We start from the raw sequence: 12,060 nt of genomic DNA on the forward strand, positions 1-12,060 counted from the left end.
CGGTAGGCTCGGTGACCGTGCCGAGCCTGCCCGAGACCCCGCGCGCGTACAAGACCCTCGCGTTCTTCCTGCGCCCGATCCTCTTCGCGATCACCCGCCGTGACTGGCGCGGCGCGGAGAACCTTCCCGCGACCGGCTTCATCGCCGCGGCGAACCACGTCACGGAGGTCGACCCCGTGACGCTCGCGCACTTCCTCTACGACCAGGGGCGCGCGCCCAAGATCACGGCCAAGGCGTCGCTGTTCACGGTGCCGGTCCTGGGGGGCATCCTGCGTCGCACGGGCATGATCCCGGTCCACCGCGGTACCGCGGGCGCCGCGCAGTCGCTCGTCGACTCCACCGCGCGCCTCGACGAGGGGGAGTGCGTCGTGTTCTTCCCCGAGGGGACGCTGACGCGCGACCCCGACGGCTGGCCCATGGTCGGCAAGACGGGCGTCGCGCGGCTGGCCCTGACGAGCCGCGCCCCTGTGGTTCCCATCGCGCAGTGGGGCGCCGAGCAGCTCCTCGCGCCGTACGGCAAGGTGTTCAAGCCGATCCCGCCCAAGCGGGTGGCGGTGCACGCCGGCCCGCCCGTCGACCTGTCCGACCTCTACGACCGCCCGCAGGACACCGCGACGCTGCGCGAGGCGACCGAGCGCATCATGGCGGCGATCACGCGCCAGCTCGAGGAGATCCGCGGCGCGAAGGCGCCCGCGGAGCGCTTCGACCTGCGTCAGCACCCGGGCTCGGAGCGCCGTCGGTGAGCGGGGACCAGACCGTCGAGATCAGTCCCGCGCCGCTCGGCGCCGACGACGCCCCTCCCCCGGAGCGCGTCGTCGCCGCGGTCCTCGGGTCGGGGAGCTGGGGCACGACGTTCGCCGCCGTGCTCGCCGACGCCGGCTGCGAGGTCCGCCTGTGGGGCCGCGACCCCGAGGTCGCCGCGCAGGTGAACGTCGAGCGCCGCAACGAGAAGCGGCTCCCGGGGATCGAGCTGCCCGCGGGCATCCGGGCGACGACCGACGCGCGCGACGCGCTCGCCGGGGCGGGCCTGGTGGTCGTCGCGATCCCCTCGCAGGTCGCGCGCACGACGCTCGCCGAGCTGCGCCCGCACCTGGAGCCCGACGCCGTCGCGGTCTCGCTCATGAAGGGCGTCGAGCTGAGCACCGACCGCCGCATGAGCGAGGTCGTCGCCGAGTCCCTCGGGCTGCCGCCCGAGCGCGTCGCCGTGGTGTCGGGCCCGAACCTGGCGCGCGAGATCGCGCACCGCCAGCCGACGGCGACCGTCGTGTCGTGCGTCGACGAGGACGTGGCGCGGTACGTGGCGCGGGCCTGCTCGTCGTCGTACTTCCGTCCCTACACGAACCGCGACGTCGTCGGGGTCGAGCTGTGCGGCGCGGTCAAGAACGTCATCGCCCTCGCGGTGGGGATCGCCCAGGGGCGGGGGTTCGGCTACAACACCACGGCCACGGTCATCACCCGCGGGCTCGTCGAGATCACGCGCCTGGGCCTCGCGCTCGGGGCGGACGCCGAGACGTTCCCCGGCCTCGCGGGCATGGGCGACCTCGTGGCGACGTGCTCGTCGCCGCTCTCGCGCAACCACACGCTCGGCAAGCACGTCGGCCAGGGGCTGAGCCTCGACGACGCGATCGCCGCCACCGGCGGCACGGCCGAGGGCGTCAAGTCCTGCCGGTCGGTGCTCGAGCTCGCGCAGAAGGTGGGCGTCGAGATGCCCATCACGGCCGGCGTCGTCGCGGTGCTGCACGAGGGCATGCCCGTCGACGAGATGGCGCGCGGCCTGCTCGCCCGGCCGCAGAAGGCCGAGGGGATCTCGGCGGAGCGCTGAGGACGGCTGCGGGGCCGGGCGCGGAGCGTCAGTCGTCGTCGCGGACGTCGACCACCACGCGCGTCGGGTCCTCGAGCGAGAACACCCGGAAGGGTCGCTGCTCGTCGTCGACCCCGACGAACGCCTGCGTGTAGCCCTCGAAGACCCCGCGCAGCAGGACCTCCTCGACCTCGCCGTCGTCGCCGGCGCGCACCGGGTTGGGGCCCGCGTACTCGTCGACGCCCGTGTCCATGGGGTATCCCGAGCCGGAGATCATGACCTGCAGGTAGGCGTCGCCGTCGACGGTCGCGACGTTGCCGCTGCCGTCGTCGATCGGCTGGTCGACGTACTCGACGAGCCACCCGGGCGCCCCCGTGCCGCCGAGCTCGAAGACGACGCGGTCGAAGCCGTCGTGGTGACCGATCCGGATGTCCGTCACGGTCAGGGCTGCGTCCGCGGACGGGTCCTGGGTGTCGGGATCGGTGTTCGCGGGGAACGGCAGCGGGGCCTCGGTCGCGTCGTCGGCCGGTGCCGACGAGTCGTCCGTCGGGTTCTCGCCCGACCCGTCGGACGGCGCGTCCGTGGGGCTGGGCGAGTCGCTCGTCGCGGTGCCCGACGGCGACGGGGAGTCGTCCGTGCCGCCCGGCGTGCACGCGGCGAGGGCCAGCACGAGCCCCGCTGCCGCGGCGGCTGCCGCGGGGCGTCGTCGCGGCCTCGCCAGGGCGGGCCGTCCTCGCCGGCCTCCGGTCTGCACCGCTCGTCGTGTCCTCATGGCTCGATCGTAGAAAGCGCAGGTCACGCCCGCGCGGCGGACAGGGCACGGTCCGGTTCCGGTCGGGTCACGGCGGTGTCTCGGCAGGATGTCGACGTCGTCCCGGGGTCGTGTGCGCGGGGCCTTGCCGTCGTGGTCCGGTCGGGGTGGTCGACGCTAGGCTCGGGAGATGCTGCAGGGGATCGGCGCAGACGCGGTGGGCGTGCTCGTCACGGTCGCGCTCACGGTGCTGCTCGTCGTCGGGATCACGCGGTTCACCTCCGGCGCCGAGGCGCGCGCCCGCCGCGACGCGGGTGGGGGCGAGAGCGCGTCGTCGGGCATGTTCGGCGAGATCGTCGAGATCTTCCAGCCGAGCCGCACGCACCTCACCGAGGAGAAGGAGCGTCAGCGCCTCGACATCGTGCAGCGCCCCGCGGAGGGGCGTCCGTTCGACGTCGACCTCGACGACGGCGTCTTCTACGTCCCGGCGGGCCCGGTGGGCACGCCCGACCCGTCGCGGCCCGGGCGCCCGGACGTCGAGGCACGGTAGCGCACCTCGGGGGAGGTCAGTCGGCGGGTGCCCGCAGCGCGCGGTCGAGGTCCTGCCAGAGGTCCTCGACGTCCTCGATGCCCACGGAGAGCCGCAGCAGGTCCTCGGGGACCGTGAGCGACTCGGTCGCGAACCGTCGGCGACGCTCCAGGCTCGACTCCACGCCGCCGAGGCTCGTCGCCGGCACCCACAGGCGCACGGCCGCGACGACCGCGTCAGCCCCCGACGCTCCGCCGCGCGGGCGGACCCCGAGGATCGACCCGTAGCCCGTCATGAGGCGCGACGCGCGCTCGTGACCGGGATCCGTCGGCAGGCTCGGGTGGCGCACGTCGACGACGTCCGGGTGGTCGGCGAGCCGCCTGGCCAGCTCGGCGGCGTTCGCCTGGGCGCGCTCGACGCGCAGCGCGAGGGTGCGCAGGCCGCGCAGCGCGAGCCACACCTCGAACGGGCCGGGGATCGAGCCGTGCAGGGTCCGGTACGCGCGCAGGGCCGCGACGAGCTCGGGCGTCCGGGCCACCGCGGCGCCGAGGACCACGTCGGAGTGCCCGGCGAGGTACTTCGTCACCGAGTGCACGACGACGTCGGCCCCGTGCGCGAGCGGCTGCTGCCCGAGCGGTGTCGCGAACGTGTTGTCGACGGCGGTGAGCACGCCCCGGTCGCGCGCCGCCGCGAGGAGCACCGGCAGGTCGGCGACCTCGAGCATGGGGTTGGTCGGCGACTCGACGAGCAGGAGCGAGGCGCCGTCGAGAGCGGCGAGCACCTGGTCGGTGTCCGCGACGTCGACGCGGACGACCTCCACGCCCGCGCGCGCGGCGAGGTCGTCCGCGAAGCCGAGCGTCACCTGGTAGGCGTGCCGGGGAAGGACGACCCTGCCACCGGCGGGGACGAACGAGAAGACGGCCGCGACGGCCGCCATCCCCGAGCCGAAGACCACGCCCGGTTCCGCCGCGCCCTCGAGCGCGGCGAGCGCCTCCTCGAACGGGTGCCAGGTCTCGGTGTCCATCCGCGTGTACAGGAGCTCACCAGGCTGCTGTACACCCTGCGAGACGTACGTGGACGACAAGACGATCGGCGGGTTCACGGGCGCGCCCTGCCCGCGCTCGGGCCGCCCGGCAGCGACGGCGACGGTCGCGGGGGAGAGGGCGGCGGGGACGTGCGGGTCGCTCATGGCCGCAGCGTACGCCCGCCTGCGCGACGGCTGCCCCGACCAACCACCCCCTGACCACCACCCGACTCGGCGGGTGGAGGGAGGGAAGGTCAGGCGGGCGGGCCCAGGAGGGACTGGGCGACCGTCGAGTGGGCCGACTCGTCGTCGGACGGGTGGAAGATCCCGGCGAGCACGTCGCGGTACAGGCGGCCCAGCTCGTTGCCGGCGAAGTAGCTCGACCCGCCGGCGACGCGCACCATCTGGTCGACCACCGTCTTCGCAGTCTCCGTGGCGCGCACCTTGAGCCCCGCGGTCGCGCGGAACCAGCCCGCGCCGCGGTCGACGAGCGCGTCGAGCTCGCCCGCGACGGTGTCGATCTGCGGCCAGACCGCGTCGAGCGCGAGCGCGGCGTCGGCGAGTCGCCACCGGATGTCCGGGTCCTGCGCGAGCGACGCGCCGTCGTTCTTCATCGACGTGCGGCGGCGCGCCGCGGCGACGCCGAGCTCGAGCGCGCGCTCCGCGATCCCGGTGTAGACGGACGCGAGGAGGGTCTCGAACGTCGTGAAGATCCCCACGACGAGCGGGTCGAGCGTGGGGCCGGGCGCGAGGCGCCGGACGACGCGGTCGGCGGGCGCGTGAGCGCCGTCGAGCACCGTGGACCGGGACTGCGAGGCCCGCATGCCCATCGTGTCCCAGTCGTCGAGCACCTCGACCCCGGAGTCCCGGGGGACGAACGCGTGCACGAGGCGCGGGGCGTCGTCGGACGCAGTGTCGAGGCCGAGGACGCCCAGGCGCGTCCACGCGGGCGAGTTGGACGTGAAGATCTTGCGGCCGTGGAACGTGTAGCCGCCCGCGCCGTCCGGTCGTGCCTCGGTGCGCGAACCGAGCAGGACCAGGTCGTTGCCGCCCTCGGAGTACCCGAAGCCGAACACCTCGCCGCGGCCGGCCTCCTCGAGCAGCCAGTCGAGCGACGAGTCGCCGCGCTCGTGCAGGTAGCGCGCGACGCCGGTCCACACGTGGTGCATGTTCACCGCGAGCGCCGTCGCGGGCGCCGCGCCCGCGAGGCGTGCCTGCTCGTGCGCGACCTCGCGCAGGCCGAGCCCGGCGCCGCCGAACGACGTGGGGACGAGCGCGCGCAGGTATCCCGCGTCGACGAGCGCCGCGAGGTCCTCGTCGAAGAACGCGTTGTCGCGGTCGTAGCCCGCGGCGCGGCCACGGACCGCGTCGAGCAGGTCGTCGGACAGAAGGGAGCGGGGCTCCGGGAACGGGGGAGCGAAGAAGGACGGGGAGGACGACGGGGTGACGGGCGTGGGCATGGCCTGCCTTCGGTCGGGGCGGACGGCGAGGGGCCCCGGCGACGCGCGTCGCCGAGGCCCTCCACCGTACGCCGGGCAGGTCAGCCGACGAGCGCGGGCACCGGATCCTCCGGGGTCGGCAGGATCCGGCGCAGCACGTCGGCGAGCGTCACGACGCCGACGAACCGCTCGCCGTCCATGACGACCGCGAGCTGCTCGCTCGACTCGCGCATGCGCGCGAGCGCGGCGTGCACGGTCGTCCCGGACGCGAGGACGAACCCCGGGCGCGCGAGCTCCCCGGCGGGCCGGTCGTCGGGCTCCAGCAGCGTGTCGCGCACGTGCACGACCTTCGGTACGACGCTCCCGTTCTCGACGAGGATGCGCAGGTGGCCCGACCGGGCGGACGCGGCGCGCACGTCCGCGGCCGTGGCGGTCGCCGGGACCGACGTGGGTCGGCCCTCCGCGGGCACGAGAGCGTCGACAGTGAGGGTCTCCAGCTCGATGACACCGGAGATCTGGACGCGGTACGACGCCTCGAGCGCGCCGACGTTCGCCGAGTGCTCGACGAGGTGGCGCAGGGTCGCGGGGTCCTGACCGCCGCCCTCGACGTGCTCGACCGGCTCGACGCCGACGGCCCGCACGCAGCGGTTCGCGAGCGCGTTGAGCCAGCGCAGGAGCGGGCGGAACGCCCACATGAACCCGCGCATCGGGAGCGCCAGCAGGGTGGCCGAGCGCTCCGGGTGGGCGATCGCCCACGACTTGGGCGCCATCTCCCCGATGACGAGGTGCAGGAACGTCACGATGACGAGCGCGAGCACGAAGCCCGCGACGTCGGCGGCCCACAGGGGCGCGCCCCAGGTCTCGAAGACCGGGGTGAGCCAGTGGTGCACCGCGGGCTTGGTGATGGCGCCGAGCGCGAGGGTGCACGCCGTGATGCCGAGCTGCGCGCCCGCCATGAGCAGGGTCAGCTCGTTCGAGCTGCGCAGCGCCGCGCGCGCGGCGCGGCTGGTCGGAGCGGCGTCCTCGAGGCGGTGCCGCTTGGCGCCGAGGAGCGCGAACTCCACGGCGACGAAGAACGCGCTGAGCGCGATGATCGCGACGGTCGCCACGACGACGACCCAGGGGTTGCTCATCGGGACTCCTCCGCAGCGGTCGCCGGGCGTGTGGTCGGTCGGGCGCTCTCGCCCGTCTCGTCGGCGGCGGGTGCGTCGCCCCGCTGCTCCACGAGCCGGACCCGCACGAGGCGCGGCACGTGCCGCTCGACCGACAGGACGTCGACGACGAGCGAGCGGTGCACGGGCACGTCGTGGACGAGGTCGGCCGGGTCGTCCGGCAGCGGGACCTCGATCGTGTCGCCCGCGCGCGGCAGGGCGCCGTGCTGGGCGATGAGGAGCCCGGAGACCGTCTCGTGGTCGCCGCGCGGCAGGTCCTGCCCGATCGCGCGCTCCGCCTCGTCGACGTGGACGTCGCCGCCCATGACCCACACGCCGTCGTCCTCGGCCGTGACCGTGACGGGCTGCTCCGGGTCGTGCTCGTCGGTGATCTCGCCCACGAGCTCCTCGGCGAGGTCCTCGACCGTGAGCACGCCGGTGAACCCGCCGTACTCGTCGATGACGCACGCGAGCTGGTTGCGCGTGGCGTTGAGCTGCGCGAGCGCGTCGGGCAGCGTCATGAGCGTGGGCAGCACGACGGCCGGGCGCATGAGCGCGGTGACGGGCGCGCCGTCGGGCAGGTCGGTCGCCAGGACGTCGGCGAGCTGGACGACGCCGAGCGGCTGGTCCGTCTCGTCGACCACGGGGTAGCGGGTGTGGGCGCGGGCCATGAGCTCGCGGACCTCGGCGACGGTCGCGTCGGGGCGGACCGTCCCGACGCGCGAGCGCGGGATCATCGCGTGCTCGACGTCCCGCTGGGGGAAGTCGAGGATGCGGTCGAGCAGCACGGAGAGCTCGTCGGGCAGGTCCCCGCTCTCGCGCGAGTCGGCCACGATGTGCTCGAGGTCGCGCGCGGTCGCGGTGTTGTCGACGTCGTGCACGGGCTCGATCTTCAGGAGGCGCAGCAGGGCGTTGGACGCCTTGTCGAACACCGCGATGAGCCAGCCGAACACCGTGAGGTAGGCGGTCGTGGAGCGGGCCAGGCCCTTCGCGAGCGGCTCGGGCCGCGCGATGGCGAGGTTCTTGGGGAACAGCTCGCCGAAGAGCATCTGGACGATCGTCGAGAGCACGAGGGCGAGCACGGTGCCCACCGCCACGCCGACGCCCGTGGGTACTCCCACGCCGCCGAGCATCGTGCCCAGCGACTCGCCGATGAGCGGCTCGGCCACGTAGCCGACGAGCAGGCCCGTCACGGTGATCCCGAGCTGGGCCCCGGACAGGACGAAGGACGTGCGCCTCGTGACGGCGAGCGCGCGCCGGGCCGACTCGTCGCCGGCCTCCGCCTTGGCTCCCAGGCGGGAGCGGTCGACGGTCATGTAGGCGAACTCCTGGGCGACGAAGTACGCCGTCGCCGCCGTGATCGCGAGAACCACGAGGAGCCCGAGCAGGAGGGAGAGGAAGGTCGTCATCGTGCCCGCACCGCCCTCCGGTCGTCGGGGACGCGTTCGCGCGTCCGCTCGCTGCCGGGGCCGGTGCGGCCGGGACTATGGTCGGGGTCGTCGGCCGCGGGGGCCTCGAGAGTCGTGTCTTCCACGGCAACCCCAACGCGGGACGCCCCCGGATCGTTCCCGGGGCGACGGACCTGCGCGCGTCGGGCGCGCGAGCAGGCGTCCGGTAGGGTCGTCCGCGATGTCCAGCCAGAGCCCCGACCGGTCCGTGCCGTCCACCGACGAGCACCCCACCGGCGCGCCCCGCAAGCCCCGCGTCCTCGTGCTGTTCGGGGGCCGCTCCGGCGAGCACGCCATCTCCGCCGCGACCGCCGCGGGCGTCCTGCGCGCGATCGACCGCTCGCGCTACGACGTGGTCCCCGTCGGGATCACGCCGACGGGCGAGTGGGTCCTCGCGGCCGACGAGCCCGCGCGCTGGGAGATCACGGAGGGGCGCCTGCCGCAGGTGGAGCCGACCGGCGAGGAGGTCATCCTGCCGCTGTCGACCGGGCGCCGGGAGCTGCGCGTCCTCACCCCGGGCGACGTCCCCCGCGTGCTCGGCGAGGTGGACGTCGTCTTCCCGCTGCTGCACGGCCCCTACGGCGAGGACGGCACGCTCCAGGGCATGCTCGAGCTCGCCGACGTCCGCTACGTCGGCGCGGGCGTGCTCGCGTCCGCCGTCGGCATGGACAAGCACTTCATGAAGCTCGTGCTCGCGGGCGAGGGGCTGCCCGTCTCCCCGTACACCGTGATCCGCCCGGGCGCGTTCGAGCGCGACCCCGAGGCGTGGACGCAGACCGTGGCGGCCCTCGGCCTGCCCGTGTTCGTCAAGCCCGCGCGCGCCGGGTCGAGCCTCGGCATCTCCAAGGTCGACGACCTCGCGGACCTGCCCGCCGCGATCGCCGCCGCGCAGGAGCACGACCCCAAGGTGATCGTCGAGGCGGGCGTCGTCGGTCGCGAGATCGAGTGTGCCGTCCTCGGCGGGCGCGGTGGCGCGCGCCCGCGCGCGTCGCTGCCCGGCGAGATCGTCGTCACGGGCGAGGCGCACGACTTCTACGACTTCGAGGCCAAGTACCTCGACGAGGCCGGGGTCGAGCTGTCGTGCCCCGCCGACCTCCCCGAGCACCTCGTGGAGCGCGTGCGCGAGATCGCGGTCCGCACGTTCGAGGCGGTCGGTGCGGAGGGCCTCTCGCGCGTCGACGTGTTCGTCACGCCCGACGAGCAGGTCGTCGTCAACGAGATCAACACCATGCCCGGCTTCACGCCGTTCTCGATGTACCCCCGCATGTGGGAGAAGTCGGGGCTCAGCTACCCCGAGCTCATCGACGAGCTCGTCGCGCTCGCGCTCGAGCGGCCCACCGGCCTGCGCTGACCCCGTGCGCCGACCCGGGCGGGTTCAGCCCAGGTCGCCCGCGCCGACGCACGCGCGCGTCTGCGGGACCTCCATGACCGCGCGCCCCAGGTCGGCGATGAACGACGTGGAGTGGCTCTCGGTCACGGCCGGCGGCACGACGACCTGCACCGCGGGGTCGCGTCCGTAGGTCGTGAACGTCCACGTGCCCTGGTCCTCGACGACGAGCCAGTCCACGGTGCCGCCGGCGGACTCGACGCTCTGGCACGTGGTCGTCGTCGGGCCGGGCACCTCGACGCCGCACCGCAGCGTCACCGCGGCGCCCGGCTCGCCCCATGCCGCGGTGGCCTGGCTCGTCGTCCCGACCTTCGCCAGGTCCTCGCCCAGGGTGTCCGGCAGCGCGAGCACGACGTCCGCGCACAGCGGGTTCTGGGCGTCGTCCGCGACCGGGACGCCGATGCGCGGCGCGCACGCGGCGGTCGCCGCGACGACGCCGAGGAGCGCCGGCACCGCGAGGGCTCGGACGAGGGGGTGCGAGCGGCGGGGCCGGGGCGCACCGGGGTGGGTGGACGGCGAGGCGGGAGGGACGGCGTCGAGCACGCGACCACCGTAGCGGCCCGCGGAGGGTGCCCGTGACCGCCCGGGCGGCGACTAGGGTGGCGGCGTGAGCGAGACGCCCCTGCTGGTCCGCGACGTGCCCGAGGAGGCGCTCCTCGCCCGGATCTTCCCTCTGCTGCCCACCGCGCCGACCACCCTCGTCGGTCCGGGGGACGACTGCGCCGTCGTCGCGGCGCCCGACGGCCGCTACGTCGTGTCGACCGACGTCCTCGTCGAGGACCGGCACTTCCGTCGGCGCTGGTCGTCCGGGTACGACGTCGGGTGGCGGGCCGCGGTGCAGAACCTCGCCGACGTCGTGTCCATGGGTGCACGCCCCGCGGCGCTCGTCGTCTCGCTCGTCATGCCGGGCGACCTGCCCGTCGACTGGGTCACGGGCCTCGCGCGCGGGCTCGCCGACGCGTGCACGCCCCTCGGCGCCGCGGTCGTTGGCGGGGACCTCTCGGGAGGAGACCAGGTCGTCGTCGCGGTCACCGTCCACGGCGACCTCGAGGGCCGCGAGCCCGTGCTGCGCTCCGGCGCACGGCCGGGCGACGTCGTGGCGCTCGCGGGGGGCCTCGGCCGGTCCGCGGCGGGGCTCGCGCTGCTCGACGCCGACCGGGCGGACCTCGACGACGCGCTCGTCGTCGCGCACCTGCGCCCCGACCCGCCGCTCGCCGCGGGGCCTGCGGCCGCCGACGCCGGCGCGACCGCGATGATGGACGTGTCCGACGGGCTGCTGCGTGACGCGGGCCGGATGGCGCGGGCGAGCGGCGTCGTCGTGGACCTCGAGCTCGCCGCGCTGGGCGCGGACCACGACCGCCTGCGCGCGGCGGCGGTCGTGCTCGACGGCACGAGCGGGGACGGCGACGCCGCGACGGACGCCGGCGACCGCGCCGAGGGCTGGGTGCTGTCGGGAGGCGAGGACCACGCGCTGCTCGCGACGTTCCCCGCCGACGCCGACCTGCCCGACGGGTTCCGGGCGATCGGCACGGTCCGACGTGCGTGGTGCGACGATCCCGGCGTCCGGGTCGACGGCCGCGTGGCGCACCGCGCGACGGGGTGGGACCACTTCCGCGCCTGAGCGCGGCGGTCAGCCCCGGCGGTAGCGGACGGCGGTCAGGTCCTTGCCGCCGATGTCGTCCCGTCGCTCGACGCCGTCCGGCACGAAGCCGTGGCGACGGTAGAAGCGGCGCGCGCGCTCCGCGTCCTCGAGGACCCAGAGCGTGACCGTCGTGCCGGGACGCACCTCGCCGAGCATGGTGCGCATGAGGTCGCGCGCGACGCCGCGGCCCCAGGACTCCGGGTCGAGATAGATGGCGTAGATCTCGAGGTCACCGGGCTCGGCGTCCTCGTCACGGCTCGGGCCGAGCGTCGCGAAGCCGATCGTGCGGCCGTCCGCGTCGGCGAGCCACGTGCGGGCGCCCGCGGTGGCGAGGCTCTGGACCCAGTGCTGCTCGCGCTGGTCGTGGTCGAGCGAGGCCAGGTACTCGTCGGGGACGATGCCCGCGTACGCGCCCCTCCAGGACGCGATGTGCACGGCCGCGATGGCGCTCGCGTCCGCGGGAGCGGCCGGGCGGATGGTTACCTCGCTCAGTTCCGTCACCATGCACAAAGACTGCCACCGCGGCCCGGATCCGCCAAACCGGTTTGTCCCGATCTTCAGGAGATCTCCGCATCTCCGGGGGGTCGTCGCCCGTGGTCGCGGGGCTGGTCGTGCCGCAGAGACGACGAGAGCGCCTGCCGGGAACCGGCAGACGCTCTCGTCACAGAGTCTCGCGATGCTCAGGCGGGGCGGGTGACCTTCCCGGCCTTGAGGCAGGAGGTGCACACGTTGAGGCGCTTGGGCGTCCCCGCGACCACGGCGCGCACGCGCTGGATGTTCGGGTTCCAGCGGCGCTTCGTCCGGATGTGGGAGTGCGAGATGCTGTGCCCGAAGCCCGGGCCCTTGCCGCAGACGTCGCAGTTGGCAGCCACGGTTTCTCCTGATCGT

At 74.8% G+C, this 12,060-nt stretch carries 13 protein-coding genes; 5 read left to right on the top strand and 8 right to left on the bottom strand.

The window, feature by feature from the left end; genetic code table 11:
- The first annotated feature begins 17 nt into the window (after window positions 1–17).
- The gene (locus tag ABWU78_RS00455; RefSeq protein WP_353708870.1) at window positions 18–743 is read left to right on the top strand and encodes a lysophospholipid acyltransferase family protein; all 726 of its coding nucleotides are present in this window, start codon (window positions 18–20) and stop codon (window positions 741–743) included.
- Between the two features lie 20 nt (window positions 744–763).
- Window positions 764–1,822 carry an NAD(P)H-dependent glycerol-3-phosphate dehydrogenase gene (locus ABWU78_RS00460; protein ID WP_353709507.1) on the top strand — a complete coding sequence of 353 codons (1,059 nt, stop codon included), beginning with the start codon at window positions 764–766 and terminating at the stop codon, window positions 1,820–1,822.
- Window positions 1,823–1,850: 28 nt separating this feature from the next.
- Here ABWU78_RS00460 and ABWU78_RS00465 read toward each other — a convergent pair whose 3' ends face one another.
- Window positions 1,851–2,573, bottom strand: a complete 723-nt coding sequence (locus ABWU78_RS00465; protein ID WP_439157256.1) for an AMIN-like domain-containing (lipo)protein — start codon at window positions 2,571–2,573, stop codon at window positions 1,851–1,853.
- A 169-nt stretch (window positions 2,574–2,742) separates the two neighbouring features.
- Here ABWU78_RS00465 and ABWU78_RS00470 point away from each other — a divergent pair, with 169 nt between their 5' ends.
- Complete coding sequence (locus ABWU78_RS00470) at window positions 2,743–3,102, top strand: DUF6191 domain-containing protein (RefSeq protein ID WP_353708872.1); 360 nt, start codon at window positions 2,743–2,745, stop codon at window positions 3,100–3,102.
- A 16-nt stretch (window positions 3,103–3,118) separates the two neighbouring features.
- On the opposite strand, the gene ABWU78_RS00475 is transcribed toward ABWU78_RS00470, so the two are convergent.
- The 4 genes from ABWU78_RS00475 to ABWU78_RS00490 all read right to left on the bottom strand — a co-directional run bounded on the left by ABWU78_RS00475 (window position 3,119) and on the right by ABWU78_RS00490 (window position 8,104).
- Window positions 3,119–4,270 carry a trans-sulfuration enzyme family protein gene (locus ABWU78_RS00475; protein WP_439157257.1) on the bottom strand — a complete coding sequence of 384 codons (1,152 nt, stop codon included), beginning with the start codon at window positions 4,268–4,270 and terminating at the stop codon, window positions 3,119–3,121.
- Window positions 4,271–4,359: 89 nt separating this feature from the next.
- Window positions 4,360–5,565: an acyl-CoA dehydrogenase family protein gene (locus tag ABWU78_RS00480; protein ID WP_353708874.1), complete on the bottom strand. Its 1,206-nt coding sequence runs from the start codon at window positions 5,563–5,565 to the stop codon at window positions 4,360–4,362.
- A gap of 80 nt (window positions 5,566–5,645) precedes the next feature.
- The gene (locus tag ABWU78_RS00485) at window positions 5,646–6,677 is read right to left on the bottom strand and encodes a hemolysin family protein (RefSeq protein WP_353708875.1); all 1,032 of its coding nucleotides are present in this window, start codon (window positions 6,675–6,677) and stop codon (window positions 5,646–5,648) included.
- Window positions 6,674–8,104 (bottom strand): hemolysin family protein, encoded by a 1,431-nt coding sequence (locus ABWU78_RS00490; RefSeq protein ID WP_353708876.1) that lies wholly within the window; start codon window positions 8,102–8,104, stop codon window positions 6,674–6,676. Before ABWU78_RS00490 ends, ABWU78_RS00485 begins: the two co-directional genes overlap by 4 nt.
- Window positions 8,105–8,324: 220 nt before the next feature.
- On the opposite strand from ABWU78_RS00490, the gene ABWU78_RS00495 reads away from it, so the two are divergent.
- Window positions 8,325–9,494, top strand: coding sequence for a D-alanine--D-alanine ligase family protein (locus tag ABWU78_RS00495; RefSeq protein ID WP_047232575.1), 1,170 nt, complete (start codon window positions 8,325–8,327; stop codon window positions 9,492–9,494).
- Between the two features lie 24 nt (window positions 9,495–9,518).
- On the opposite strand, the gene ABWU78_RS00500 is transcribed toward ABWU78_RS00495, so the two are convergent.
- The gene (locus ABWU78_RS00500; RefSeq protein WP_353708877.1) at window positions 9,519–10,073 is read right to left on the bottom strand and encodes a DUF3515 family protein; all 555 of its coding nucleotides are present in this window, start codon (window positions 10,071–10,073) and stop codon (window positions 9,519–9,521) included.
- Window positions 10,074–10,137: 64 nt separating this feature from the next.
- On the opposite strand from ABWU78_RS00500, the gene ABWU78_RS00505 reads away from it, so the two are divergent.
- Window positions 10,138–11,151: a thiamine-phosphate kinase gene (locus tag ABWU78_RS00505; protein WP_439157258.1), complete on the top strand. Its 1,014-nt coding sequence runs from the start codon at window positions 10,138–10,140 to the stop codon at window positions 11,149–11,151.
- A gap of 9 nt (window positions 11,152–11,160) precedes the next feature.
- Here the strand turns inward: ABWU78_RS00505 and ABWU78_RS00510 are convergent, their stop codons facing one another.
- Together ABWU78_RS00510 and rpmB are read right to left on the bottom strand one after the other, a co-directional pair.
- Window positions 11,161–11,676, bottom strand: a complete 516-nt coding sequence (locus tag ABWU78_RS00510; protein ID WP_253050479.1) for a GNAT family N-acetyltransferase — start codon at window positions 11,674–11,676, stop codon at window positions 11,161–11,163.
- A 176-nt stretch (window positions 11,677–11,852) separates the two neighbouring features.
- Window positions 11,853–12,044: a 50S ribosomal protein L28 gene (gene rpmB, locus ABWU78_RS00515; RefSeq protein ID WP_024840757.1), complete on the bottom strand. Its 192-nt coding sequence runs from the start codon at window positions 12,042–12,044 to the stop codon at window positions 11,853–11,855.
- Window positions 12,045–12,060 lie beyond the last annotated feature (16 nt).

The organism is Cellulosimicrobium sp. CpK407 (assembly GCF_051844275.1).
GTDB lineage: Bacteria > Actinomycetota > Actinomycetes > Actinomycetales > Cellulomonadaceae > Cellulosimicrobium > Cellulosimicrobium cellulans_G.

Coding starts and splice junctions, on each gene's coding strand:
- ABWU78_RS00465 (WP_439157256.1), bottom strand. CDS start 2,573: ATGAGGACACGACGAGCGGTGCAGACCGGAGGCCGGCGAGGACGGCCC.
- ABWU78_RS00485 (WP_353708875.1), bottom strand. CDS start 6,677: ATGAGCAACCCCTGGGTCGTCGTCGTGGCGACCGTCGCGATCATCGCG.
- ABWU78_RS00510 (WP_253050479.1), bottom strand. CDS start 11,676: ATGGTGACGGAACTGAGCGAGGTAACCATCCGCCCGGCCGCTCCCGCG.
- ABWU78_RS00470 (WP_353708872.1), top strand. CDS start 2,743: ATGCTGCAGGGGATCGGCGCAGACGCGGTGGGCGTGCTCGTCACGGTC.
- ABWU78_RS00495 (WP_047232575.1), top strand. CDS start 8,325: ATGTCCAGCCAGAGCCCCGACCGGTCCGTGCCGTCCACCGACGAGCAC.
- ABWU78_RS00480 (WP_353708874.1), bottom strand. CDS start 5,565: ATGCCCACGCCCGTCACCCCGTCGTCCTCCCCGTCCTTCTTCGCTCCC.
- ABWU78_RS00490 (WP_353708876.1), bottom strand. CDS start 8,104: ATGACGACCTTCCTCTCCCTCCTGCTCGGGCTCCTCGTGGTTCTCGCG.
- ABWU78_RS00475 (WP_439157257.1), bottom strand. CDS start 4,270: ATGAGCGACCCGCACGTCCCCGCCGCCCTCTCCCCCGCGACCGTCGCC.